26 protein-coding genes are annotated in these 23,187 nt (G+C 48.7%); 10 read left to right on the top strand and 16 right to left on the bottom strand.

Going from position 1 to position 23,187, the window contains the following annotated elements:
• Nucleotides 1–35: 35 nt before the first annotated feature.
• The 7 genes from AC2CG4_RS19470 to ftsY form a co-directional block, all read right to left on the bottom strand.
• Entirely contained in the window at nucleotides 36–1,073 is a 1,038-nt protein-coding gene (locus tag AC2CG4_RS19470) for an OmpA family protein (RefSeq protein WP_484487842.1), read from the bottom strand.
• A 185-nt stretch (nucleotides 1,074–1,258) separates the two neighbouring features.
• Nucleotides 1,259–2,005, bottom strand: a complete 747-nt coding sequence (gene trmB / locus AC2CG4_RS19465) for a tRNA (guanosine(46)-N7)-methyltransferase TrmB (protein WP_484487841.1) — start codon at nucleotides 2,003–2,005, stop codon at nucleotides 1,259–1,261.
• A gap of 29 nt (nucleotides 2,006–2,034) precedes the next feature.
• Complete coding sequence (locus AC2CG4_RS19460) at nucleotides 2,035–2,418, bottom strand: DUF423 domain-containing protein (RefSeq protein WP_484487840.1); 384 nt, start codon at nucleotides 2,416–2,418, stop codon at nucleotides 2,035–2,037.
• Between the two features lie 91 nt (nucleotides 2,419–2,509).
• Nucleotides 2,510–3,370 carry an RNA polymerase sigma factor RpoH gene (gene rpoH, locus AC2CG4_RS19455; RefSeq protein WP_062058355.1) on the bottom strand — a complete coding sequence of 287 codons (861 nt, stop codon included), beginning with the start codon at nucleotides 3,368–3,370 and terminating at the stop codon, nucleotides 2,510–2,512.
• A gap of 119 nt (nucleotides 3,371–3,489) precedes the next feature.
• Nucleotides 3,490–4,563, bottom strand: a complete 1,074-nt coding sequence (ftsX, locus tag AC2CG4_RS19450) for a permease-like cell division protein FtsX (RefSeq protein ID WP_484487839.1) — start codon at nucleotides 4,561–4,563, stop codon at nucleotides 3,490–3,492.
• A complete protein-coding gene (gene ftsE, locus AC2CG4_RS19445) occupies nucleotides 4,560–5,228 on the bottom strand; it encodes a cell division ATP-binding protein FtsE (protein WP_062058352.1) in 669 nt (222 codons plus the stop codon). Before ftsE ends, ftsX begins: the two co-directional genes overlap by 4 nt.
• A 71-nt stretch (nucleotides 5,229–5,299) precedes the next feature.
• Nucleotides 5,300–6,415, bottom strand: a complete 1,116-nt coding sequence (ftsY, locus tag AC2CG4_RS19440) for a signal recognition particle-docking protein FtsY (protein WP_484487838.1) — start codon at nucleotides 6,413–6,415, stop codon at nucleotides 5,300–5,302.
• 131 nt (nucleotides 6,416–6,546) lie between these two features.
• Here ftsY and rsmD point away from each other — a divergent pair, with 131 nt between their 5' ends.
• On the top strand, nucleotides 6,547–7,167 hold the full coding sequence (gene rsmD, locus AC2CG4_RS19435; protein WP_484487837.1) for a 16S rRNA (guanine(966)-N(2))-methyltransferase RsmD: 621 nt from the start codon (nucleotides 6,547–6,549) through the stop codon (nucleotides 7,165–7,167).
• A gap of 117 nt (nucleotides 7,168–7,284) precedes the next feature.
• Nucleotides 7,285–7,764 (top strand): pantetheine-phosphate adenylyltransferase, encoded by a 480-nt coding sequence (gene coaD, locus AC2CG4_RS19430; protein ID WP_484487836.1) that lies wholly within the window; start codon nucleotides 7,285–7,287, stop codon nucleotides 7,762–7,764.
• A gap of 21 nt (nucleotides 7,765–7,785) precedes the next feature.
• Here the strand turns inward: coaD and mutM are convergent, their stop codons facing one another.
• Complete coding sequence (mutM, locus tag AC2CG4_RS19425; protein WP_484487835.1) at nucleotides 7,786–8,598, bottom strand: bifunctional DNA-formamidopyrimidine glycosylase/DNA-(apurinic or apyrimidinic site) lyase; 813 nt, start codon at nucleotides 8,596–8,598, stop codon at nucleotides 7,786–7,788.
• 320 nt (nucleotides 8,599–8,918) lie between these two features.
• On the opposite strand from mutM, the gene AC2CG4_RS19420 reads away from it, so the two are divergent.
• Nucleotides 8,919–9,563, top strand: a complete 645-nt coding sequence (locus AC2CG4_RS19420; RefSeq protein ID WP_484487834.1) for a PEP-CTERM sorting domain-containing protein — start codon at nucleotides 8,919–8,921, stop codon at nucleotides 9,561–9,563.
• Between the two features lie 93 nt (nucleotides 9,564–9,656).
• Here the strand turns inward: AC2CG4_RS19420 and AC2CG4_RS19415 are convergent, their stop codons facing one another.
• From AC2CG4_RS19415 to radC, 4 genes are all read right to left on the bottom strand, one after another.
• On the bottom strand, nucleotides 9,657–11,057 hold the full coding sequence (locus AC2CG4_RS19415; RefSeq protein ID WP_484487833.1) for an HDOD domain-containing protein: 1,401 nt from the start codon (nucleotides 11,055–11,057) through the stop codon (nucleotides 9,657–9,659).
• Between the two features lie 237 nt (nucleotides 11,058–11,294).
• Nucleotides 11,295–11,450, bottom strand: coding sequence for a 50S ribosomal protein L33 (gene rpmG, locus AC2CG4_RS19410; protein WP_062058336.1), 156 nt, complete (start codon nucleotides 11,448–11,450; stop codon nucleotides 11,295–11,297).
• A 16-nt stretch (nucleotides 11,451–11,466) separates the two neighbouring features.
• Nucleotides 11,467–11,703, bottom strand: a complete 237-nt coding sequence (gene rpmB, locus AC2CG4_RS19405) for a 50S ribosomal protein L28 (protein WP_062058334.1) — start codon at nucleotides 11,701–11,703, stop codon at nucleotides 11,467–11,469.
• 291 nt (nucleotides 11,704–11,994) lie between these two features.
• On the bottom strand, nucleotides 11,995–12,669 hold the full coding sequence (gene radC, locus AC2CG4_RS19400; protein ID WP_484487832.1) for a RadC family protein: 675 nt from the start codon (nucleotides 12,667–12,669) through the stop codon (nucleotides 11,995–11,997).
• Between the two features lie 230 nt (nucleotides 12,670–12,899).
• Here radC and coaBC point away from each other — a divergent pair, with 230 nt between their 5' ends.
• The 4 genes from coaBC (at nucleotide 12,900) to slmA (ending at nucleotide 18,288) form a co-directional block, all read left to right on the top strand.
• Complete coding sequence (gene coaBC / locus AC2CG4_RS19395) at nucleotides 12,900–14,102, top strand: bifunctional phosphopantothenoylcysteine decarboxylase/phosphopantothenate--cysteine ligase CoaBC (protein ID WP_484487831.1); 1,203 nt, start codon at nucleotides 12,900–12,902, stop codon at nucleotides 14,100–14,102.
• 56 nt (nucleotides 14,103–14,158) lie between these two features.
• The gene (locus AC2CG4_RS19390; protein WP_484487830.1) at nucleotides 14,159–16,690 is read left to right on the top strand and encodes a phosphomannomutase/phosphoglucomutase; all 2,532 of its coding nucleotides are present in this window, start codon (nucleotides 14,159–14,161) and stop codon (nucleotides 16,688–16,690) included.
• Nucleotides 16,691–16,695: 5 nt separating this feature from the next.
• Nucleotides 16,696–17,604 (top strand): acetylglutamate kinase, encoded by a 909-nt coding sequence (gene argB, locus AC2CG4_RS19385; protein ID WP_484487829.1) that lies wholly within the window; start codon nucleotides 16,696–16,698, stop codon nucleotides 17,602–17,604.
• A 72-nt stretch (nucleotides 17,605–17,676) separates the two neighbouring features.
• Nucleotides 17,677–18,288, top strand: coding sequence for a nucleoid occlusion factor SlmA (gene slmA, locus AC2CG4_RS19380; protein WP_484487828.1), 612 nt, complete (start codon nucleotides 17,677–17,679; stop codon nucleotides 18,286–18,288).
• A gap of 60 nt (nucleotides 18,289–18,348) precedes the next feature.
• Here slmA and AC2CG4_RS19375 read toward each other — a convergent pair whose 3' ends face one another.
• Both AC2CG4_RS19375 and pyrE read right to left on the bottom strand, forming a co-directional pair.
• A complete protein-coding gene (locus AC2CG4_RS19375; RefSeq protein WP_062058316.1) occupies nucleotides 18,349–18,957 on the bottom strand; it encodes a hypothetical protein in 609 nt (202 codons plus the stop codon).
• A gap of 23 nt (nucleotides 18,958–18,980) precedes the next feature.
• Nucleotides 18,981–19,631 carry an orotate phosphoribosyltransferase gene (gene pyrE / locus AC2CG4_RS19370; RefSeq protein WP_484487827.1) on the bottom strand — a complete coding sequence of 217 codons (651 nt, stop codon included), beginning with the start codon at nucleotides 19,629–19,631 and terminating at the stop codon, nucleotides 18,981–18,983.
• A gap of 211 nt (nucleotides 19,632–19,842) precedes the next feature.
• On the opposite strand from pyrE, the gene AC2CG4_RS19365 reads away from it, so the two are divergent.
• Nucleotides 19,843–20,613 carry an exodeoxyribonuclease III gene (locus tag AC2CG4_RS19365; protein ID WP_062058310.1) on the top strand — a complete coding sequence of 257 codons (771 nt, stop codon included), beginning with the start codon at nucleotides 19,843–19,845 and terminating at the stop codon, nucleotides 20,611–20,613.
• Between the two features lie 279 nt (nucleotides 20,614–20,892).
• On the top strand, nucleotides 20,893–21,468 hold the full coding sequence (locus tag AC2CG4_RS19360) for a hypothetical protein (RefSeq protein ID WP_484487826.1): 576 nt from the start codon (nucleotides 20,893–20,895) through the stop codon (nucleotides 21,466–21,468).
• A gap of 149 nt (nucleotides 21,469–21,617) precedes the next feature.
• On the opposite strand, the gene AC2CG4_RS19355 is transcribed toward AC2CG4_RS19360, so the two are convergent.
• Nucleotides 21,618–22,034, bottom strand: coding sequence for a Dabb family protein (locus AC2CG4_RS19355; RefSeq protein WP_484487825.1), 417 nt, complete (start codon nucleotides 22,032–22,034; stop codon nucleotides 21,618–21,620).
• 195 nt (nucleotides 22,035–22,229) lie between these two features.
• On the opposite strand from AC2CG4_RS19355, the gene AC2CG4_RS19350 reads away from it, so the two are divergent.
• Nucleotides 22,230–22,532 (top strand): integrase core domain-containing protein, encoded by a 303-nt coding sequence (locus tag AC2CG4_RS19350; protein WP_484487846.1) that lies wholly within the window; start codon nucleotides 22,230–22,232, stop codon nucleotides 22,530–22,532.
• A gap of 349 nt (nucleotides 22,533–22,881) precedes the next feature.
• On the opposite strand, the gene AC2CG4_RS19345 is transcribed toward AC2CG4_RS19350, so the two are convergent.
• On the bottom strand, nucleotides 22,882–23,148 hold the full coding sequence (locus AC2CG4_RS19345) for a hypothetical protein (protein WP_484487824.1): 267 nt from the start codon (nucleotides 23,146–23,148) through the stop codon (nucleotides 22,882–22,884).
• Nucleotides 23,149–23,187: the final 39 nt, after the last annotated feature.

The following is a 23,187-nucleotide window of genomic DNA, read 5'->3' as shown; positions in this document are numbered from 1 at the left end:
CGCGATGGCCGGGTTCTTCAGCAACTATCCAAAGATTAATTGCGTTTTTCGATAGTAGTCACTTTGGTAGAAACCTGACCTACTACACGACGGTTCTGCTCACGACCTGCAGCATTCATGTTGTCAGCAATTGGCTTGGCTTCACCGTAACCAATTGCTTTAACACGATCTGCACCAATGCCGTAGTTAGCAATCAGTGCTGCTTTTACAGCATCAGCACGGCTTTGTGACAACTTTTGGTTGTAAGCTTCAGAACCTTGGCTGTCAGTATGACCTTCAACAGTCACCACAGTATCAGCGTATTGATTCATGAAAGTCGCCAAATTGGCTACTTCACTTTCAAACTCAGGCTTGATAATTGACTTGGCTGAATCGAAGGTGATGTTTAACTTGATCGCTACAGTTTCAGTCAACTTCAACGTACAGCCAACGTCATCTACCTTGTTCACTTTAGGGGTATCTGGGCACTGGTCTTTAGAGTCAAGTACACCGTCACCATCACTGTCCAAGTCTACTGGCGCAGCAGCAACGGGGGCTGGCGCAGGGCTTGAAGTTTTGCCAAATGCGTAACCAATACCTGCAGTTACCGCAAGATCGGTATATTCATTGTCAAGGCTATTGAATGCGCGCACATCAGTGCGGAACTGCCAGTTATCGCCAAGGCTGCGCTTGAGGCCAGCACCCAAATTGAGCAGCGTGTCGCGCTCTGAGGAAGGTGATGCGGCGTTGAATTCACGTTTTTGATCGCCCACACCAAAGGCAACATAAGGACGCCATGCGCTCTCAGTATTGATGTGATACAGCATATCCATGCGGTATTGGGTGCCATCTACGTCAACTGCGCCCGATTGGGTTTCACTGTCCCAACGGCTGGCAACCAGATCCAACATCCAATTTTCAGTCAGGGCAAAACCTACGCCCATACCCCAGTTGTTGGCATCCTCTAAAGGTTCATCAAAAAAAGTACGACCAACATCAGCGTGAATTTCTACTTTGTGATTATCAGCGCTGGCGCCGGTTGAAATGACAGCCGCAATCGCAGCTGATAAAGCAAGTAAGTGTGTGTGTTTCATAGCCATTTGTTCTCCGTTGAAAATAGCGAGGTTCCAAAGACAATCTGATTCCCTCGATTGATTACATTCTAAAGCTGGTAAAACATAGCGATCATTAACGATCTCAAAATTGATTGCCCACTGAATTCCATTTCATGATTATTTTCAGCTGGTTACATTAACAAACTAAAGCACTTTATGCCAATTTACGGTGTTTTTTTGTACAGCAAATCCCACACGCCATGACCAAGGCGTTCACCGCGTTTTTCAAACTTGGTAATCGGGCGATAATCTGGCCGTGGGGCATAGCCAGTTTCGGTAAACTCTGTAGTAAACCCTGGCGCAGCACTCATCACCTCTAGCATGTGTTCAGCGTAAGCCTGCCAGTCAGTCGCCATGTGGAACATTCCGCCGGCGGCTATCTTAGGGCGGAGTTTCTGAACAAAGGCTGACTGAAGTATGCGGCGCTTGTGATGTTTTTTCTTGTGCCACGGATCGGGAAAATACAACTGCAACCGGTCGATAGCACCATCGGGTATACAATCTTCCAGCACATCCATGGCATCGGCCATATACACGCGCAAATTGGTCAGCTTCTCCAGCCCCGCTACATTAATCAAACGCCCCACACCGGGCGGATGCACTTCAATGCCGATAAAGTTTTTATCCGGCTCATTGCGCGCCATCTCCAGCAGCGAATCGCCCATGCCAAAACCAATTTCCAATACCAGCGGTGCCTTGCGGCCAAAAACCTGCTCCGGGTCGATCATCCCGTTAAAAAGGCTTAAGCCAAACACCGGCCACCAGGTATCAAACGCATTCTTTTGGCCAACGGTAATACGCCCGGCGCGAATCACAAAACTGCGGATCGACTTGGGTTTAAATTCGGGTTTGATAAGAAACCCTGCTTCGCCCGACTCAAGATCCGGCGTTAACTCAGGTAATTCAGACATATGGGATACAGATCATGAAGTAAAAGAAATCAGTCGGCGGGTTTAGCGCGCCATGCGGCATTCAATAAAAACAACCAACCGAGCAAAAAACACAGGCCGCCAAGCGGTGTCACCGGGCCCAACCAGCGCGGCGCGCCCATGGCCAGCGCGTAGAGGCTGCCACTGAATAACAGGGCGCCCAGTATAAAGGCTAAGCCGCTTGCTTTTAACCCTGATGTGTCAGGTTTATAACTGAGCCACAGACCTACCAGCAACAGTGCCAGCGCGTGATACATCTGGTACTGCACGCCGGTTTTCACCACATCCAGCATTTCCGGAGCGAGCAGTTTTTTCAAGCCATGTGCAGCGAATGCACCGATAACAACCGCAAAAAAGCAGCTAACAGCGGCGATTATCAAAAAAAGTCGCGCCACGACAACACCTCTAACAATGCATTTATAAATGGGCAGATAATAAAAAAGCCGCGCTAAGCGCGGCTTTTGTACATGCTAGTCAGTAGGAAGATCAGGCTTCCAGCATCATAGTTTTGACTTTATTCATGGCATTTTTTTCCAACTGGCGAATGCGCTCAGCAGAAACACCGTACTCAGCGGCCAAATCGTGCAGGGTCGCTTTGTCGTCATTTAACCAGCGGCGCTGCAGGATTACACGACTGCGGTCATCCAGTTTATCCAGCGCTTTCTCCAAGCTGTTAACGTTGGATTCTTCCCAATTGGACTCTTCCAGGCGCACTGCAGGATCGTAGCGGTTGTCTTCGAGGTAATGCGCCGGTGCGACATAACCATCGTCTTCGTCGTCTTCACCAGCATCAAAACCGGCGTCATAAGAGGCTAAACGGCCTTCCATTTCGCGCACTTGTTTAACATCCACCCCCAAATCTGCCGCAACAGCGTGGGCCTCATCGTTGCTCAGCCAAGCCAAACGCTTTTTAGCGCCGCGCAAATTAAAGAACAGCTTGCGCTGGGCTTTAGTAGTGGCGATTTTGACGATGCGCCAGTTTTTCAGGATAAATTCGTGAATTTCGGCCTTGATCCAATGCACCGCAAATGACACCAAACGCACACCCTTGTCCGGGTCGAAACGTTTAACGGCTTTCATCAGGCCGACATTGCCTTCTTGTACCAAATCGCCCAGCGGCAGACCATAACCGTTGTAAGAGCGGGCGATATGTACCACAAAGCGCAGATGCGCCATAACCAATTTACGGGCTGCATCGAGATTGCCATTGGTGACCAAATCGCGCGCCAGTTCTTGTTCTTCCTCAACGGTGAGAATAGAGAAGCTGCTGACCGCCTGAACATAGGCATTCAGGTTTGCACCGGGGGCGAGAATGCCGATGGGTTGCAGACTTGTGCTTGTGCTCATGTTTACCTCCAATTTCAATATTGCCCGAGTGTATCACCCGCTTATTGGTTTCGCTAGCACCCAAAAAGTTCACTTTACGCGGATGTTGCACCTTCAATTGGCACGATAAAAAGGATCAATCAACGCGGCTGAATCTGATACAAATGCCGCGCCACTGAGATCCAGGCGCCCGCCAAACCGGTTAAACCCGCCAACAGGATTAATTGCAGGCTCTCAATAAAACCTAAACCCTGTAAACGAAAACTACTTTGATACAGATCAGCGAGCTGGGCAACTGGCGCCGATAACCACCAAAATCCTATCGCCAACAGGATCGCGGCCAGTATTCCACCACCCACGCCAAACCAAAGCCCAGTATAGAGAAAGGGGCGACGCACATAGGCATCGGTAGCACCAACCAACTTAACCACCACTATTTCATCGCGGCGATTTTCGATCGCCATGCGGATGGTATTGCCTATCACCAACAACACCCCCAAAGCCAACAAACCGGCCAAGGCAACCACAAAGCGCTCAGCAACCGTAATAAATTGATGCAAGCGTTTAACCCAGAGCATATCCAGACGCACATCGGCCACCAGCCGGTCAGCCACTAACGCCTGTTGCAGAGACGTTAAGGCGTCGGGTGTATTGCCGCCGATTTTAGGTTTGATCAGAATGACCGCCGGCAGCGGGTTTTCATCGAGCTGATTAGCCAGTTCACCCAGCCCCGAACCCAGCTTGAATTCTTCCAGCGCCTGTTCAGGCGAGATATAAGTCGCCTGCGCTACATCCGGCCGCTGCGCCCAACGGCCACGTAAATCTTGCGCCTGATTGGCGGTGGCATCCTTTTTCAGAAACACTGAAATCTGACTGGAATCCTGCCAGCTTTGGCCAATCTGCTGCACATTATTAAAGACGACAAACAAGGCGGCAGGCAGGGCGATAGCAATCGCAATGACCAACCAGGTCATCAGGCTTTGCAGCGGTGTACCCAGCATGCGCAACAGGCTTTCGATCGCCGAGCTGCTGTGGTGGGCACTCCAGGCATCAAACTTGTCGCGCCAGGACATTTGGCTTTGTATTGCGCCCTGGGGGCGGATGTTGTCAGCGCGCGGGGGCACTTCGCGGCGCGGACGGTCGTTACGTGGAGTAGCACTGGCACCCATACGATTAGGGCGGCGCTCCGGTTTGGAAGGACGATTCGATTTCACCAGAGCACCCCGTCGTGAACCAATTTACCTTGCACCAAGCCCAATACCCGTTTGTTCATGCGTTTGAGCAGTTCCACATCGTGGGTGGCGATCATTACCGTGGTGCCAACTTCGTTGAACTGGCGGAATAAGGTCATGATTTCGTTGGATAATTCCGGATCAAGGTTACCGGTAGGTTCATCGGCAAGTAATAAAGTAGGTTTGTTTACCACGGCGCGGGCGATGCCCACCCGCTGCTGCTCACCGCCAGATAAAGCCATGGGATTGGTGCGCTCTTTGTCGAGTAAATCCACCTTGTCCAAGGCGGCGCGCACCCGCTTGCCAATTTCTTGGTGGGGATAACCGGCCACTTGCAGCGGCAGCGCGACGTTGTCGTACACAGTGCGATCAAACAGCAGCTGGTGATTCTGAAACACCACACCTATATTGCGGCGAAAGTAGGGCAACTGGCTTTTGGGCATACGCGCCAAATGATGGCCATCAACAAAGACATGGCCATTAGACGGTTGCTCCATCAGTAGAATGAGTTTCATCAGCGTACTTTTACCGGCGCCCGAGTGGCCGGTGAGGAACAGCATTTCGCCCGACTCCACTTCAAAATCCACCCGCGCCAAGGCTTCGTAGCCGGTATCGTAACGCTTGCTTACGGTTTCAAATCGAATCACAACAAACCCTGTTTTTCACTATTTAAGATGCGTCAGCTTGGTTAATTAATCGTTGTTTAATTAACATTTACTTAACTGACATCGGCCTGATTAAACAGCGCCTTGATAAACGGTTCCGCCGCAAACGGCTGCAAATCATCAATCGCCTCGCCCACGCCGATAAACCGTACCGGCAGTGCAAACTTTTTACTCAGCGCAAAAATCACTCCGCCTTTGGCAGTGCCATCCAACTTGGTCAGCACCAAACCGGTCACGCCAGCGGCGTCGCGGAAGGTTTCGGTTTGATTGACCGCATTTTGGCCAGTGCCTGCATCCAGCACCAATAAGACTTCATGGGGCGCGGAGCCATCGACTTTGGCCATCACCCGTTTGACTTTGGACAACTCATCCATCAAATGGTTTTTATTGTGCAAGCGACCGGCAGTATCGGCGATGATCACGTCAATTCCACGCGATTTGGCCGCTTGTAGCGCATCATAAATAACCGAGGCAGAATCTGCACCGGTATGCTGGGCGATCACCGGTACGTTGTTGCGCTCACCCCAGACTTGCAGCTGTTCGACCGCCGCCGCGCGGAATGTATCCCCCGCCGCGAGCATGACTTTTTTACCTTCATTTTGCAGGCGCTTGGCGAGTTTGCCGATGGTGGTGGTTTTACCCACGCCATTTACACCCACCACCAGAATCACATAGGGCTGTTTGCTGCTATCGATAAGCAAGGGTTTTTCCACCGGGCGCAACAAATCGGTGAGCTGTTCACGCAGGGCTTGGTAGAGTGCAGCTACATCGTTGAGCTGTTTGCGTGCGACGCGACTGGTGAGGCTATCGATAATTTCTGTTGTTGCCTCCATGCCCACATCGGCCACCAGCAGCTGGGTTTCCAGCTCTTCGAAGAGCTCATCGTCGATGGTTTTACGGCCGAGAAACAGATTGCCCAAACCTTCGGCAAAGTGGCTGCTGGTGCGGCTTAAACCCTGTTTGATACGGGCAAAAAAGCCGAGCTTCGCTGGCGCTTCAGCTGCTACCGATTCAGGCGCTACTGCTACTGGTGCAACCGCAGCAACCGACTCTTCCACCGCTACTTCAGCAGTGGAAGTTTCAGCCGCTGCAATGGCGACGGGCGGCTCATCGGCAGCTGGGGTGGCGGTATCGGGCTTTTCAGATTTTTTAAACAGATTAAAAAACATAATGTTGGTCTGGGGTGTGAGCTAAAGAGCGGTTAACGATTAGTTGGCGCGGCGCGCATGCAGATTAGTGATTCTGCAAATTCAACAAAGCCGCTATCCTACCACTTCTGATCTATTCATAGAGAAATGCCTTGTCCAAACCTGTCGCAAAAACAAGCGTTAAAAACCCTAAAGCCAGCAACCAATTGCGCATCATTGGCGGCCAGTGGCGCGGGCGCAAACTCAGCTTTCCCGATGTGGATGGCCTGCGCCCGACCGGCGATCGCATCCGCGAGACACTGTTTAACTGGCTGGCGCCGGATATTCAGGGTGCGCACTGCTTGGATTTGTTTGCCGGTTCAGGCGCTTTGGGGCTGGAGGCTTTATCGCGCGGGGCTGAATCCAGCTGGCTGCTGGAGAAGCACCCACTCGCAGCGCAACAATTAAAAAGTAACCTGCAACTGTTACAAGCAGGCAATGGCAAGGTCGAACAGGTCGATAGCCTCGTCTGGTTAAACCACCAGCCGCCCGCGCAGCAATTCGATATAGTCTTTATCGACCCGCCGTTTGCGCTGGATTTGTGGGGTGCGATCGTCGCGGCACTTGAAACGGGGCATTGGCTCAGCGAGGCAGCGGTTATCTACCTTGAAGCGCCGCGCGATGCCCAGTTACAGCTACCGGCCAACTGGCAACTGCACCGCGACAAACAAGCCGGACAGGTCAGCTACCGCTTGTATTATCGCCATCAAACAGGACAACATCAGAACAGCTAAACAGCAACTACACTGTTTAGCGAAAGAAAATTGCATGCGGATATCTTAACTGGTCAGTGACCAGTGAATTTTGTACCATGCGCGCCTCGCCAACGGCACCCTCCACGGAATACACCTATGCGCACAGTGGTCTACCCAGGTACTTTTGACCCCATCACCAACGGCCATATCGATTTGGTCGAGCGCGCCTGTCGCTTATTTGACAATGTGATACTGGCAGTGGCGGCGAGCACCCGTAAAAACCCACTCTTCACCTTGGATGAGCGCGTCGCATTGGCGCAGGAAACCCTTGCCCATGTACCCAATGTAACGGTCTGCGGCTTCGATATTTTGCTGGTGGATTTTGTCCGCCAGCAAAAAGCGCAGGCGGTATTGCGCGGTTTGCGCGCCGTATCGGACTTTGAATATGAATTCCAATTGGCCAATATGAATCGCGCGCTGGCGCCGACCATGGAAAGCATCTTTCTCACTCCCGCCGAACATCTTTCTTATATTTCTTCTTCGATTGTGCGCGAGATTGCCTTTCTCGGTGGCGATGTGAGCAAGTTTGTTGCGGCTCCCGTAGAAGCAGCCTTGAAGCGCAAATTCGGCAAATAACCCCGCGCAATCACCGGTCAACTACTTTTGGCAAGCCACACAATACACCGTGGTGCGATCACTCATGCGCACTTCTTTGAGCGGCTTTTTGCACAGCGTACAGGGTTCGCCACCGCGCCCGTACACCAGTAGCTGCTGCTTAAAATAACCTGGCTTGCCATCACCGCCGACAAAATCGCGCAATGTCGTCCCGCCCTGATCAATCGAGCGCTGCAGTACAAACTTGATATCGCGCACCAGATCTTCACAGTTTTTACGTGTTAGCAATCCGGCTTTGCGGATGGGCTTGATGCCCGCCATAAACAGCGATTCATTGGCGTAGATATTGCCCACCCCCACCACGATTTTACTGTCCATAATGAACTGCTTGATCGCCTGTGTACGCTTGCGGGTTCGCTCATATAAATAATCTGCTGTGAAGCTTTCGGTCAGCGGCTCCGGCCCCAGATCCACCAGCAGCTTATGCAACTCCGGCGCACCCTCCACCCACAGCAAACTACCAAATCGACGCGGATCACAATAGCGCAACACCCGCTGGCCAAACACCAGATCAAAATGGTCGTGAAACGACGGCGGCTCATCCGCCTTGGCGATACGCAAACTGCCCGACATACCCAAATGGATCAGTGCATTGCCATTGCCAAAATCCAACAACAGATACTTACCGCGTCGCGTCGCACCGAGTAAACGCCGCCCAGTGACCAACTCCGTCAGACCTGCCGTAATCGGCCAGCGTAACCGCGGTTGACGAATGACAATCTCCGTCACTTTTTGCCCAATCAGGTGAGGGGCAATACCGCGCAGGGTTGTTTCGACTTCGGGTAACTCGGGCATGATTTTTCCTACTTTTTTATCACTAAAGATTACATGCTAAAGAGCTGATAGACCTAAATCATCACTTTTGGCGCAATTATCTACAAAATGACACTAAATTTACTTTGTTTGGCATGGAAATCCACAAAATTCCAACTAGAATATTAAATGTGACACGCATCACAACAAAAAGAGAACCAATTCTCAGTTTTGGCCTGCATGTTGCTGATACGAGTTTGACTGACGAAAGCCCAGAGGTAGCGGGTAAGCGTCAATGTGTGTGTTTTTGAATTGCTTATGGTCCCGCTACTGCGCGACTCGCTGTTACCTTGGAGTGTTTAATGAAAAAATTGTTTAACGCGTTATTTTTACCGCTGCTATTAGCAACTGGCGCTGCACACGCACTGCCGATTATTACCTTATCCAACGTGGGTGAGGTCACCACCTCAGTCGCGGGCGCGACAACTATCGATTTTAATAGCGGCTGTGGTTATGCCACCTGTACCGGCGATTTCGCCTTAGTTGTCGGCAGCCAAAGTGGCAAATATGCCCAGCCATTGGGTGTTAATTCACAGTATCTCAGCGTACCTAAACCATCGCCCACCACTAAAAGTGCCACATTTACCCTTGGCACCACAGCGGATTATTTTGGACTATTCTGGGGTTCAATCGATAGCTACAACTTTATTAGCTTCTATTTAAATAACGCGTTGGTCGCCAGCTATTCAGGTCGCGATATTGTCGGTCAGTTCGCCAATGGCAACCAATTGAGCTACAGCTCAAACCGCTACATTAACTTTAATTTTGGTAACAGCGCTTACGATCGCGTGACATTGGCCAGCACCGGCTTCGCCTTTGAAAGTGACAACCACGCCTTCAAAAAACTTGTGTCAGTAACTGAACCAACCACCGCACTGTTGTTTTTAATGGGACTGGTTGGTTTGGCATTAGCGCGCCGTCAGGTGCGCATCAGTCACCGCGATTAATTTATTCCGCGCCCGCAAAAAAACCGCTGCAAAATTCAATTATGCAGCGGTTTTTTATTTTACTTGTCCAGGCATCCACACTAACTATTTGCGTTAACTATTCGCACTAAAGCGCATCATTAAATTCAATTGGTTAACAATCAATTGGAACTCTTCAAATTGGCGCGCAGTAAAAGCGCCTGCCTCAGCATCGGCATAAGCTATAGCCATCAACCGTTTATTTAATAACAATGGCGCAAGGAAAATTGCACCGCTGGCACCCATCATATGCAGCGCACCTGTATCCCTTAATGCAACACTAGGTTTATACCAAAGCGGTTGTTGATTACGCAGAAACTCATGCAACATTTCGCCCTTGCGCAACTGCTCGAGGTTAATTTTTACTTTCTGCCGCCACAAGTGCGTGCCGCTGCCCGCGACATAACGCACCTCAAGCATTTTGCTTTTAAGGTCGACCACCAAAATGGCAATTCGTGCAAGATCAGCCGCTTCATGTAACGCAGCAAGGCACAGCTGGGTGATTTTTGGCATATCATCACCCGCCAACATTGCTTTGTGTATCAGGTTAAGTTGCTGCTGAAAAAAATACTCCGGCCTTTCTGCTAGTACTACTTTTTCTTCAATTAATGCAGGGTCGGGCAGCGCACTGATCAATACATCGACGCCATAAATTTTTGCGATGACAGATGCCTCATCGGCCATCATCAGAATTTGTTTTTTTGCATCTTCTAGCGAAATTTTGCAAAGCCTTGCCGTCTGCTGACACAGTTTTTCCATCTCCGCACTTTTGATACCACGGTGAATATAGGTGCTAATGTGATTACCCAAATTAACCGCACGCGCCGCAGCACTGGAGTGCACGTGATTTTCACAGGCTTCACTGAGCAGATCACCAAGCGTCCAATCTTTAATTAAATGGCGCGATAACAAACTGGTATCCACGCCCAAATACTCTTGCGCCAAACTGTGCTCAGCTTGAGGATCCTTGTCGCGCGCTTCGATAAAATTTTCGACCACAGGGCGCCCGGTAGAGATAAGGGCAAGCTCACTGATATTGCGCAGCAGCGCAGCGATAAATATCTGTTCCTTTTTTTCACCGTCTAAAAACGGCACCATAGCTTTGGCTTGCACCGCTGCGTGAAACGACCGCGCAAGGCTCTGAATAAGCAGGGCCTTGGGTTTACCCTTTAAAAAATTTTCAATCAGCGTAGTGGCAAGTGTGATGTTGCGTAGATTGTCAAAACCCAAATGAACTATCGCGCGCGAGACCGTTTTAATCGACGCAAACGACGGATTGTAGTGAACCGAGTTGGCGATCTTTAATACTTTGGAGGTGAGATCTGCGTCGCGCAAAATAATTTTGGTTAAATCTTCCGCACGACATTTTTCATTCTCACTCAGCTCGCAGATCTCCCTCACCACTGCATTGAGGGTTGGCAATTCTTGTTCAGCAAGAGCGGTCATCCATGCTTCAAGCCCGCGAATTTCTATCATAGGGGAAACCTGTATTGGCGCGACTAGAGGTAAATACAAACGTCAGAGTGCGGCGCTAAGGCCGGCACCTCAATTTTTATCTGTTATTAGACTGAGTGTAGTTCAGGTCGCTGAATTCTGCGTTTTGGCGCCTTAGATCTATTTTTTATTAACCGAAAGCAAATCTCAGGCAATAAAAAACCCGGCGCAAAGACCGGGTTTTTTATCGAATACAACAATCAAGAATCAAACCAGTAATTACTTGATTTTGCCTTCTTTGTAGATCACGTGTTGACGAACAACTGGATCAAACTTTTTGATTTCCATCTTTTCTGGCATGGTGCGCTTGTTCTTGTCAGTGGTGTAGAAGTGACCAGTACCAGCAGAAGAGTTCAGACGAATTTTTTCACGCATGATAAATAGCTCCTAATTACACTTTGTGACCAGCGGCACGAACATCAACCAACACAGCGTCGATACCACGCTTGTCGATGATACGCATACCTTTTGGCGTCAGACGCAGAGAAACAAAACGCTTCTCAGCTTCAACCCAAAAACGGTGAGATTGCAGGTTTGGCAAAAAACGACGCTTGGTGTGGTTTTTTGCGTGAGAAACATTGTTGCCGGTAATTGGACGTTTGCCGGTAACTTGACATACCTTGGACATTTTATTGCCTCATTAAAAAATCAGCGCGCTAAGCTGGAAGCGCTGTGTTAGAACCGTAAAACAGACTAACAACCAGCCTAGAGCATTGTTGTAAGCAGCCTATTCTTTCCTAAACGCGGGTAATTTCAGGGTCGGAGCAGCAAATCCCAGAGGGAAATTTGCGCGAAAATGACGCTCTTTTAATACGTCTTCACAACCCTGCCGCAAAGAGCCGCGTTTTATACCAAAACAGTCCCCCAATAGCAATGAAAAGCTGTTTTTTTGACCAAAAAAACTGGCATTCGGCCAATTTCACAGCAATCCACGTTCGGCAAACGAAATTACCTCACTATCGCCGACCACCATATGATCAACAACACGCACATCGATTAGCTCTAATGCCGCTTGCAAGCGCTGGGTGATACGGCAGTCGGCCTGACTGGGTTCGGCAATTCCGCTGGGATGATTGTGACTGAGGATTACTGCCGCACAATTGTGCGCCAGCGCGCGCCGCACCACTTCGCGCGGATAGACCGAAGCACCGTCAATCGTACCGAAGAATAACTCTTCATAAGTGATCAGGCGATTTTGGTTGTCGAGAAATAACACCGCAAATACTTCGCGTGGTTGATGACGCAACTGGGCGCTAAGATAACGGCGCACCAAGTCCGGGCTGGTAAGCAGATCACCCGCTTTCATCGCTGCCGACAGGTGACGGCGCCCCATTTCCAATACAGCTTGCAGCTGCGCATATTTGGCATTGCCCAAACCGAGCCCCTTGCAGAACTCAGCCTGCGATGCTTCCAGCAACGGGCGCAAGCCACCGTATTGCTGCAATAACTCGCGCGCAAGATCCACTGCAGATTTGCCCACGCAGCCAACCCGCAGGAAAATGGCGAGCAATTCAGCATCGGATAAGGCGCGCGGGCCAAGGGATAAGAGTTTTTCGCGGGGGCGTTCGGCCTCGGGCCAATGGGCAATCGACATGGCATTCTCCTTTGATGCGCGATTAAACGCGCGTGTCCTTGTAGTGAGATCTGATCATTACTTTCAGTACCGTAACTGTGCGGGACAGTTACGAAAACGCCGGCAAGAATGGTATCTTAACCCTCTTTCGTCAAGCCCTGCGTGGCTGGCGCTGTTAGTGGCTAATTACGCCCAGCAGGGCTAAGGTTGATCACTAGTCATCTTTTTGCTGCCGGAACCCAACCCTATTTATGACATCGCTTGCCAACAAACAGATTTTGCTCGGCGTGACCGGCGGAATTGCCGCCTATAAAAGTGCCGATCTGGTGCGTCGTCTGCAAGATGCGGGCGCCAGTGTGCAAGTGGTTATGACACCTGCCGCGCAGGAGTTTATTACCCCACTGACGATGCAAGCGCTGTCTGGCAATCCGGTGCATACTCAACTGCTCGACCCCGAAGCCGAGGCGGGCATGGGTCATATCCAATTGGCGCGCTGGGCGGACTTGGTATTGATCGCCCCCGCCACGGCCGATTTTATCGCACGTTTGAGTCAGGGTATGGGCAATGACTTGCTCACCAGTATCTGCCTCGCCACCGCTGCGCCCATCGCCATCGCACCAGCAATGAACCAGAGTATGTGGCACAACCAAGCAACCCAAGCCAACCTTGATACCCTGATTAAGCGCCGGATTGCAGTATTCGGTCCAGCAGATGGTATGCAGGCTTGTGGCGATATAGGCGCAGGGCGCATGCTTGAGCCCCTGCAACTGGTCGATGCCGCTGCCAGTTTGTTTGCCAGTGGTAGTTTGGCCGGGAAAAAAGTGGTGATTACCGCTGGCCCTACGCGCGAAGCGCTCGATCCGGTGCGCTATTTGAGCAACTACAGCTCAGGCAAAATGGGCTACGCCCTAGCGCAAGCCGCAGCGGAAGCGGGCGCCGAAACAATTTTGATCAGTGGCCCCACCCAATTGCCAGCACCGGCACGGGTAAAGCGCATTGATGTAGTAAGCGCGGAAGAGATGCTTTCCGCCAGCTTGCATGCAGCACAGGGGTGCGATTTATTTATCGCCGCCGCTGCGGTGGCCGATTATCGCCCGGCGCAAATCGCCACACAGAAAATGAAAAAAAATAACAGCGATACATTGACACTCGCTCTGGTAAAAAATCCAGACATAGTGGCGAGTATCGCGTCGCTTAATCCAAAACCTTTTACCGTAGGTTTTGCGGCGGAAAGCGAAAATCTGCTGGAATACGCGCGCGTAAAATTAGCGCGCAAAAATCTGGATATAGTTGTCGCCAATAATATCAGCGATAGCACGATTGGTTTTAACAGCGATGACAATGCCGTTACGCTGGTAGAGCAAAATGGCGCGACTGATATTAGCCAGCGCAGCAAACAGCAATTGGCGCGCGAACTTATCGCGCTCTTCGCACAAAAAATAACAGTGCAATAAGCTCAGGTTTGTTAGCACAACAAACGTCATAGATTCGTTAGCCAAAAGGTATAGGTGTGAACCCACAGGACTTATTAAAAGCCAAGGCAGAAGCCAGCACAACACCGCTTTCACGCAGTGCACAGCGCGCTTTAGACGCCGCTAAGTACAAAGCCGCGGTGCAGCAAAAAATTCTCCTGATTTTACTGGGCATAGCGCTGATTATTAACGCGATTGTGGGCTACCTGCTCTATCAAAAACTGGTCGTGCAGCAACAACAGGTTAATTTGCACAATCTAACCCAAGAAAAAGTGGATGAACGAAGCAGCGCGCTCGCCAGTTATTTCAAGCAGCAAACTCAACTAATCGACAAACTTGCCACTGAATCAGAATTGATTGCCAGTCTTGATACAAACAATCCAGACAATACCGCAGAAATGCGCGCGCAATTGGAAAAAAAATGGCTGCGCACAACCCAGTCTGCACTTAACCTGCGCTTGCTACCATTGGGCAGCGCGCAGTTGGATCGCAACGCTGAATTTCCTATTCGCTATGCCGAACTAGATTTAATTAAACGCGCAGAAGAGCGCCAAGCCACCTTGCCAGAGCTAGTTGAAATTAATGATCGCTGGATGTTGAACTGGGTTCGCCCGCTAGCAACAGATGAAAAAAGTCCGCCGCTAGGAACGGTCATGGTCACCATAGATGCAGCCGAGCTAATCCGCATCTTTAACTCAGCAGAACCAAGTCTGGGTGAATTCATACTGCTACAACAATTTACCGGTAGCCCGCCACAAACGGTTAAAAAACTCGGTGCGGGCACCGCTGGCAATAGTATGCAGAGCAATGTCAGCGGCAGCCATTTGGTTGTTAAATTTACCCCATCTGAACAGCTGTTGCTGGCCGCCGAAGAATTACCCGCACTTTGGTTAAGTCTAGTCAGCTTGATAGTGGCAGGAAGTTTGGCACTGGTGTGGTTCATCAGTAAAATTTTGGTGCGCATCGAGCTCGGCGAAAAAGACAATGCAACACCATCGGTTGCCGAGGTGGTCAAAACCAGTAAAGAGTCAGTCAGCAGCGATGATGCCATGACCAATCCACTATTCCAAAAACAAGATATTCTCGATATCGCTATGATCGATGAAGATGAAAATATTCTCGGTCTGCAACAGGCATCCGGTAAAAAATCCAGCGCTACAGCGCGCAATAAAATCAATGAAGCCGATATACCCGCTGAAATTTTTCGCTCTTACGATATTCGCGGGCTGGTCGGCAGCCAGGTAACACCTGAACTCGCCCAACTGATAGGCCAAGCGGTCGGCAGCGAGGCAATTGATCAAGGTGAACAAGCCATTGTGGTAGCGCGCGATGGCCGCACGCACAGTGAATCATTAACTCAAGCGCTCATTCGCGGCATTCTGCGCTCCGGCTGCAATGTGATTAATATCGGTGTAGTACCCACACCGTTGATGTATTTTTCTACGTTTCATTTCGAGGATACCAGTAGCGGTGTGATGGTAACCGCGAGCCACAACCCCAAAGAGTACAACGGCTTTAAAGTGGTGATGAACAATCGCGCACTGGCCGATGATGCCGTGATCGATCTGCGCTCGCGCATTATTGGCCAACGTTTTCATCAGGGGCTTGGTGAAGAGACGCCGCGCAGTATTATTCCAGATTATATCGACCGTATTTTTTCTGACGTGGCACTTGCGGGTAATGTCTCGATAGTGGTCGATGCGGGCAACGCAGTAACGGGTATAGTGGCGCCGCAATTATTTGAAGAGTTGGGCTGCGATGTTATCCCTTTATTTTGCGACTTAGATGGTGAATTCCCCAACCATGACCCAGACCCAACCGTCGAAAAAAATCTGCACGCACTCATCGCCAAAGTGCAGGAAAGCAATGCCGATATTGGTGTTGCCTTTGATGGTGACGGCGATCGCTTAGTGGTAGTCACCCCTAAAGGCGATATTATCTGGCCCGATCGTCTATTAATGCTGTTCGCCAAAGATGTGCTCTCGCGCAACCCGGGCGCCGATGTGTTGTTCGATGTAAAATGCTCGCGCCAATTAAACCAAGTGATTAGCAGCTACGGTGGCAGGCCAATTATGTGGAAGACTGGCCACTCACCGATGAAAGCAAAAATGGAAGAGACGCAGGCTTTAATTGGCGGCGAATATTCCGGCCATATCTTTATTAAAGACCGCTGGTACGGTTTTGATGACGGTATTTATGCAATGGCGCGGCTACTGGAAATCATCACCCTGCGCGATCAAAAAATCGATGATATTTTTGCGGCCTTTCCGCAACTCTACTCAACACCGGAAATTAAAATTGCCATCCCTGATCTCGACAAGTTTGGTTTGATTAATAAACTCAGCGAAACTGGCGATTTTGCCAACGGCACTATTACTGCCATTGATGGCCTACGCGTGGATTACACCAAAGGCTGGGGACTGGTGCGCGCCTCCAATACATCGCCCGCGCTAACACTGCGCTTTGAGGCGGAATCACACGAATCCCTGGAAAAAATCCAGCAAATTTTCAAACGGGAATTATTAAAAGTCGATAACCGTTTAACGTTTAATTTAAATTCACAGGATTAATTTTTATGTCTTTAAACCGCGAATCAGCGATGAATATCGCCAATGTATTAACTGAAGCTCTGCCTTACATACAACGCTTCACCGGTAAAACCGTGGTAGTAAAATTTGGCGGCAATGCAATGGAAGGTGAAGAACTGCAAAACAGTTTTGCGCGCGATATTGTTTTGATGAAACTGGTCGGCATGAATCCCGTAGTCGTACACGGTGGTGGGCCACAAATTGGCAACCTGTTGGAAAAACTCAGCATCAAATCCGAATTTATCAATGGCATGCGCGTAACTGATAGCGCCACCATGGATGTAGTGGAAATGGTATTGGGTGGCACAGTGAATAAACAAATCGTCAGCCTGATTAATCGCAATGGCGGTCAGGCGATTGGTTTAACTGGCAAAGACGGAAAATTAATTCAAGCGAGAAAGTTAACCGTTACCCACAAAACCCCTGAAATGCTTGCACCGGAAATTCTCGACATCGGTCATGTTGGCGAAGTGGCCAACGTCAACACCTCCGTCATCGACATGTTGATCAACAGTGATTTTATCCCAGTAATTGCGCCCATTGGCGTGGGTGAAGATGGAGCCTCCTACAATATCAATGCCGATTTGGTTGCAGGAAAAATTGCCGAGTATTTACGCGCGGAAAAATTAATGCTGCTCACTAACGTGTCTGGTTTACAAGATAAACAAGGCAAAGTATTGACTGGCCTCAGCACTGAGCAGGTAGACGGCTTAATTGCCGATGGCACTATTTACGGTGGCATGTTACCCAAAATTGCCTGCGCACTCGATGCAGTAAAAGCCGGTGTTAACAGCGCCCACATTATCGATGGCCGCGTTGATCACGCAGTGCTGTTAGAAATATTTACCGATGTCGGTGTAGGCACACTGATCACCAATAATTCTCGCAAGGTCTGATCCAATTGTGCGCGTCGCCAATAAACATGGACGCGCACTCTTTTAAATGGAATCGCTCTGAATGGAGTCGCTATGATTAAATCCCCTAGTAAAACCCCGCGCCGTCAACAAATTCTGGAATGTTTGGCGCGCATGCTGGAAGCCAGCCCGGGCGAACGAATTACTACCGCTGCGCTAGCCAGAGAAGTCGGTGTCTCCGAAGCGGCGCTCTATCGGCACTTTCCCAGCAAATCCAAAATGTTTGAGGGTTTAATTGAGTTTATAGAAGAAACGATTTTTTCCCGCATCACACTGATTCTCGCCGAGGAAAAATCGGCATTAAAACGCTGTGAAAAAACTCTCTCGCTGCTACTTACGTTTGCCGAACGCAATCCGGGTTTGACTCGCTTGCTTACCGGCGATGCACTGACCGGTGAAACCGAGCGCCTGCGCGTGCGGATCGCGCAGTTTTTTGATCGCATTGAAACCCAGCTAAAACAAATATTGCGCGAAGCGGAATTGCGCGAGGGTTTGCACCCACAGCTACCTGTTGCGGCCGCTGCCAATTTGTTAATTGCCCTAGTTGATGGCCGTATCGCTGAATTTGTACGCACTGAATTTCGCCGTCGCCCGACAGAACATTGGCAAGATCAATGGCAACTGATAGCGCAGGGGTTTTTGGTGGCGAGTGACTCCGCCCAATAAGTTTCGCCCATAAAAAAACCGGCAACTGCCGGTTTTTTTATGGGTAAAGAATCATAATCGCTATTGCGAAATTTCAATAAACCGCTTGCGATCTTCATCGAACTTTTTCTCTACCGCTGTTAACTCTTGTTCGCGCTGCTGGATCTGCTCTTGAGTATCCTTCTCTTCTTGCACCAGCTTATCTATATTGCGCAATAACTCTTCAGGCAACTGGCGACCAGCGCGCTCTATCGCGGCCGCTTGCTTTTGCGAGGTTTCCAAGCGCGAGCGAGCAGAGAGCAAGTTAGCTTGCAAGATATTGATATTGCCTCGCAAACTTTCCAGATTGCGACGTTTCGCTGCATCTATATCAGCAACATTACTGTAGCTGCGACGCAGTTGAATATCATCACGCTCACGCTGTTCACGCTGTAGTCTTTCACGCTGCAAACGCTCCGCTTCAGGTCCCTGTATCACTGGCTTAACAACCTTAAGAACTTTTCCACTGAGCGAAACAATTTCATAGCCATGATTGACGTACTCAGGTGGAATCGCACTATCAAGCACAGTCACACCCGCCTTGTTTTTATAGCGATAAACCACTTTGCCCGCTGCAGTATTTTGCGCGGCAACCCAGCCGCTCAACAACAGCGAACTACAGGTGATCAATACTAATAACAAGCTGCGCATCTGAATCAGTTACCTCTCTCGTATCACGCCAGCTCTACACCGTAGGTTGCGCGATATGCTTTGATTTTATCCACCATTGCCTCTTGGCCACTTTGGTTTTCAAGATAATCAATGATGTGATTCAAGTTAATAATGCTAATGACCGGTATACCAAAGGTTTGTTCTACTTCCTGTATTGCAGATATCTCGCCCTGCCCTTTCTCCTGACGATTCAAGCCAATCAACACAGCGGCAGGTTTAGCACCTGCGGTATCAATAATGCTCATCACTTCGCGCACTGCAGTGCCTGCGGTGATCACATCATCCACAATCAGCACCTTGCCTTGTAACGGCGCACCTACCAATGTTCCGCCTTCACCATGGTCTTTCGCCTCTTTGCGATTGTAGCAATAAGGCAAATCGCGCTGATATTGATCAGCCAGAGCGATGGCAGTGGTGGCAGCCAAAGGAATTCCTTTATAAGCCGGGCCAAACACTATATCGAACTCCACGCCCGATGCAGTGATAGCCGCCGCATAATAGCGACCCAATTCAGCCAAAGCCTGCCCGGTCTGAAAGCGGCCAGCATTAAAAAAGTAGGGGCTGGTGCGGCCCGATTTGAGCAAAAAATCGCCAAAGCATAACGCTTGATGCCTGACAGCGAGCTGAATAAAGTCAAATTGGTATTTTTCCATGCAAAGTATCCAACTATGAACTAAGTTTTAAGTGACAAAATAAATACAACGAGGTCTTGCCCATGAGCAAGACCCGCATTTGGATCACAGCAGCTTTCCAAATGTAAGGATGTGAAAATTCGTAACGCCTACCACAAAAAACCCGATATTGGCGGTAACACAATCACACAAAGCTCGGGTATGATACACAGTCCGTAATCAAGGGGCTAACATGAGAGTTATCAGTCTTAGCGTCGATGGTATTTTTCAGGCGGCGCAACGCGGCCTATACACTTGGCTCGCGAATCAAGATGCAGATTTTATCTGCTTGCAGGATCTACGCGCACTAGAGCGTGAGTTAGAGAAACCCGAGTTCGAGCTCAAGGGCTACCATGCCTATTTTTTCGACTCTGGTACCAAACACTACAACGGCGTTGCAATTTATACCCGCCTGCAGCCTAAAGCGCTTATTTACGGCTTGGGTTTTGCCTCGGGTGTCGATATGGAAGGCCGCTATCTGCAGGTGGATTTTGAGCAATTAAGCATTGGCTCCCTGCTCGCCCCTGGCGCCAGTTCCGCGATGGAATCCCAAGAAGTCAAAATCAAATTTTTTGATGACTTTCAGGCGCATCTGGACAAAATCACCCGAAAGCGCCGCGAATATATTTTCTGTGGCAATTGGCAGATGGCTCACACCCCAAAAGATGTGAGCAATAGTGCCGCCAATCAGCACAACTCCGGCTTCTTACCCCATGAGCGCCAATGGTTGAGCCAATTGTTCAATCAAATTGGTTACGTCGATGCCTTCCGCAAGGTGAACAAAGACGGCGATGAATACAGCTGGTGGCCAAAAGGCCTTAAAGACGATGGCGACGGCTGGAGAACCGATTTTCAAGTAGTCTCCAATAGCCTCGGCGCCAAAGTCGAATATGCAGCCATCTACAAAACCCAGCAGTTTTCCAGTCACATGCCGGTCATTATCGATTACGACATAGAACTGTAAAATAACCGGTTATAAAAAACCCGCTCGGGCTACCGCAGCGGGTTTTTTATATATAGAACCAACGCGCGCATTATCAAATCCTATTCAACATTAAAGTATTTGCAATCACTTTATATCTATTCAGCGCAGTACAAGTCCTCAGTCGAAAAAACTCACCTGCCCAGCGCTCAAGAAAATACTCTCTTCTTTTGATATTTAATTTGATGATGGTTTGAATTAACATGCTCGCCCGCTCAAATGAGCACACCACACTTTATGGCTTTTTTAAAAGGATGCAAAATGATTACCCTTCAATCACGCCCCGCTCTACTTCTCTCACTGTGTTTAATGTCACTGGCAGGATGTGGCGGTGGCGGATCAGATAAACCTGCAAGCTCATCATCACCAAATAATACGGCTCAGTCTTCAGCTCAAAACTCAAGCCAAGCAAACAACCCAGATTTTGATGCAATAACCGGCTTGTACGATGCGAGTATCACCAGCAACAATATTAAAGATGAGAGCTATCTCTATATCAGCGGAGCTGGAAAAATTACTGCTTATAATTATTTAGGTGATGCTAAGGACGCTGGAAACAATTGCTATAGAGTGGCTATAGACAAAGATATTAATGCAGGCATCAATGGCAAAACAATCAGCTATTCGAAAGCAAATGCAGAATACACCACCAGCGTAAATGATAACTCTATCGCTTGGAAACTGGACTCTAATAACGCAATTACAAAAATAGTCTACGGCGGCTCTATCAGTAGCAGCAGAATCTCATTGACTAGCGGGGGTGTTTCACTAGTAATCGACAGTAAAAAAATTACTAGTCCAAGCATTACTGATATCACCAGCAGCCTTTGCAAGTAGAGACCATTTTCAAATAAATACCTATTGAGGCAACTCAAGCTTTTACATTTGCACAAGCTCGCAATAAAACACAAAAAACCTCGCTGCGAACAATCACCAATCACCGCGGGGTTTTTATGTGTTGAAAATCTATAGGATAAGCGGCTTAATTATTCAACAGATAGCGCGTCATACACCACGACCTTGCTCCACAAATGCTGATGCTCATCGATAAACTTCTGGTGCAATGGATGGCCCTGATACGCATCTTGCCCCGCTACATCATCAAATCCGAGCAACTCTGAAACGTGGTAAGAGTTATCTATAACTTCACGCTTTTCCGTCGATGCAGGTATACCCACATGAATACTGCGCACCGTCTCAATCGCCCCCAGAGACTTAACACCAGCAATCAACTTGGCAAGATCTTCTTTTGACTCGGGGTTTTTCAACCAGAAAAAAACATGATGCAGTAATTTAGGCATAGGATTATTCGCTGTAGTTGATGTTGCCAATGCACCCGATGAAGCGAGTGCCGCTCCGGCGATAGCACTGGCAGTTAAAAATTCACGGCGGGTAGTAGACATGTGTGCTCCTTGTTATTGCATTTGAGCAATAAAATGACGCCAATCCGGCACAATCACAAATGTTTTTACGCAAGATTACTCAAGGCCGCCACCGCATTGTTGCGGTAGCACGCCTCCTGATCGTGACAACAAAGCAAATTACAGCCAAGCATATTGTAAGTTTGTGAACAACACACCCAATTAAAGATTCTATGAATCAAACATCCACTTACCGAAGTCGCCTGCCCTTGGATGAATGGCAGGATTGAACGTTTCTTTGGCACCCTGAAAAAATCCATTAGACACATCGTGATTAAATCCGCCGAGTTAGATACTCGACTTATCGAATTCCGTTTCTATTACAACCATGTCCGCCCACACCAAAACCTGAAAGGTAAAACCCCTGCTGAGACTTGGAGCAAGCGCTTATCCGATTACACAAAATCACCACAAGAGATCATTTTATGGCAGGGCGGGTTATTACTGGGAACATTAGCGCCAATAGAAATTTATCTGTGATTTTTTCGGGCAATTATATTGTCCATGATTTTTATTGCCAAAATTCGTGGAAATTCAAATTTTTCAAACGCCGCTCAATAAAAAGCAGTAAATTTTTGCAAAAAATGGAATTTTTTAAGTCGCACAACCAGCAAAGTTGCTCATTTATAATAAAACTTTGCTGGTTAACAAATCCCACCAGTTGGTTTGGACGTGTGGACAGGACACCCTCAACTGGAAGGCGGCATTGAATCATTTTATGATTGTGTTCGATAATCGTTTGGCCGACTATCGTTAAAAAGCAGTTACACAGAATTTTTTACAGGCTCGAAAAAATGAACAGCCATTTTTTTCATCATAACCTCTAAAATTATTTGATGATCTTATATGCCGAAGGGAAGTTTTTCTCGCACCATTCGAAATACTCTTTTTCAGATTTCATTGTTCCATTTTCATAATTGGTCTCAAATTTTATATCAATACCTGACTTAACCATATTTTGAATAATAGCCAGTCTTGCTATAAGCCATTGCATAGGAGTAGCAGTTCCATAAATTTCTGCATTTAAAAGTGCCTTATATGTTTCAATACTTACAATTCCTTTTCTCAACTCAAAATCTATAGTAATTTCATTCATTTAAAGGCCTATTCATTGAAAATGAATTGATATAATTTA

It is taken from the genome of Cellvibrio sp. ATLC23, from assembly GCF_057196725.1.
Note: the sequence above shows the minus strand (reverse complement) of the source record. Positions and strands in the feature narration are given on the sequence as shown.

What these genes read in the sequence shown, in the direction of transcription:
- AC2CG4_RS19470 (WP_484487842.1), bottom strand. Translation starts at nt 1,073, where the DNA reads ATGAAACACACACACTTACTTGCTTTATCAGCTGCGATTGCGGCTGTC.
- trmB (WP_484487841.1), bottom strand. Translation starts at nt 2,005, where the DNA reads ATGTCTGAATTACCTGAGTTAACGCCGGATCTTGAGTCGGGCGAAGCA.
- rpoH (WP_062058355.1), bottom strand. Translation starts at nt 3,370, where the DNA reads ATGAGCACAAGCACAAGTCTGCAACCCATCGGCATTCTCGCCCCCGGT.
- ftsY (WP_484487838.1), bottom strand. Translation starts at nt 6,415, where the DNA reads ATGTTTTTTAATCTGTTTAAAAAATCTGAAAAGCCCGATACCGCCACC.
- coaD (WP_484487836.1), top strand. Translation starts at nt 7,285, where the DNA reads ATGCGCACAGTGGTCTACCCAGGTACTTTTGACCCCATCACCAACGGC.
- mutM (WP_484487835.1), bottom strand. Translation starts at nt 8,598, where the DNA reads ATGCCCGAGTTACCCGAAGTCGAAACAACCCTGCGCGGTATTGCCCCT.
- AC2CG4_RS19420 (WP_484487834.1), top strand. Translation starts at nt 8,919, where the DNA reads ATGAAAAAATTGTTTAACGCGTTATTTTTACCGCTGCTATTAGCAACT.
- AC2CG4_RS19415 (WP_484487833.1), bottom strand. Translation starts at nt 11,057, where the DNA reads ATGATAGAAATTCGCGGGCTTGAAGCATGGATGACCGCTCTTGCTGAA.
- rpmG (WP_062058336.1), bottom strand. Translation starts at nt 11,450, where the DNA reads ATGCGTGAAAAAATTCGTCTGAACTCTTCTGCTGGTACTGGTCACTTC.
- rpmB (WP_062058334.1), bottom strand. Translation starts at nt 11,703, where the DNA reads ATGTCCAAGGTATGTCAAGTTACCGGCAAACGTCCAATTACCGGCAAC.
- radC (WP_484487832.1), bottom strand. Translation starts at nt 12,669, where the DNA reads ATGTCGATTGCCCATTGGCCCGAGGCCGAACGCCCCCGCGAAAAACTC.
- coaBC (WP_484487831.1), top strand. Translation starts at nt 12,900, where the DNA reads ATGACATCGCTTGCCAACAAACAGATTTTGCTCGGCGTGACCGGCGGA.
- argB (WP_484487829.1), top strand. Translation starts at nt 16,696, where the DNA reads ATGTCTTTAAACCGCGAATCAGCGATGAATATCGCCAATGTATTAACT.
- slmA (WP_484487828.1), top strand. Translation starts at nt 17,677, where the DNA reads ATGATTAAATCCCCTAGTAAAACCCCGCGCCGTCAACAAATTCTGGAA.
- AC2CG4_RS19375 (WP_062058316.1), bottom strand. Translation starts at nt 18,957, where the DNA reads ATGCGCAGCTTGTTATTAGTATTGATCACCTGTAGTTCGCTGTTGTTG.
- pyrE (WP_484487827.1), bottom strand. Translation starts at nt 19,631, where the DNA reads ATGGAAAAATACCAATTTGACTTTATTCAGCTCGCTGTCAGGCATCAA.
- AC2CG4_RS19365 (WP_062058310.1), top strand. Translation starts at nt 19,843, where the DNA reads ATGAGAGTTATCAGTCTTAGCGTCGATGGTATTTTTCAGGCGGCGCAA.
- AC2CG4_RS19360 (WP_484487826.1), top strand. Translation starts at nt 20,893, where the DNA reads ATGATTACCCTTCAATCACGCCCCGCTCTACTTCTCTCACTGTGTTTA.
- AC2CG4_RS19355 (WP_484487825.1), bottom strand. Translation starts at nt 22,034, where the DNA reads ATGTCTACTACCCGCCGTGAATTTTTAACTGCCAGTGCTATCGCCGGA.
- AC2CG4_RS19345 (WP_484487824.1), bottom strand. Translation starts at nt 23,148, where the DNA reads ATGAATGAAATTACTATAGATTTTGAGTTGAGAAAAGGAATTGTAAGT.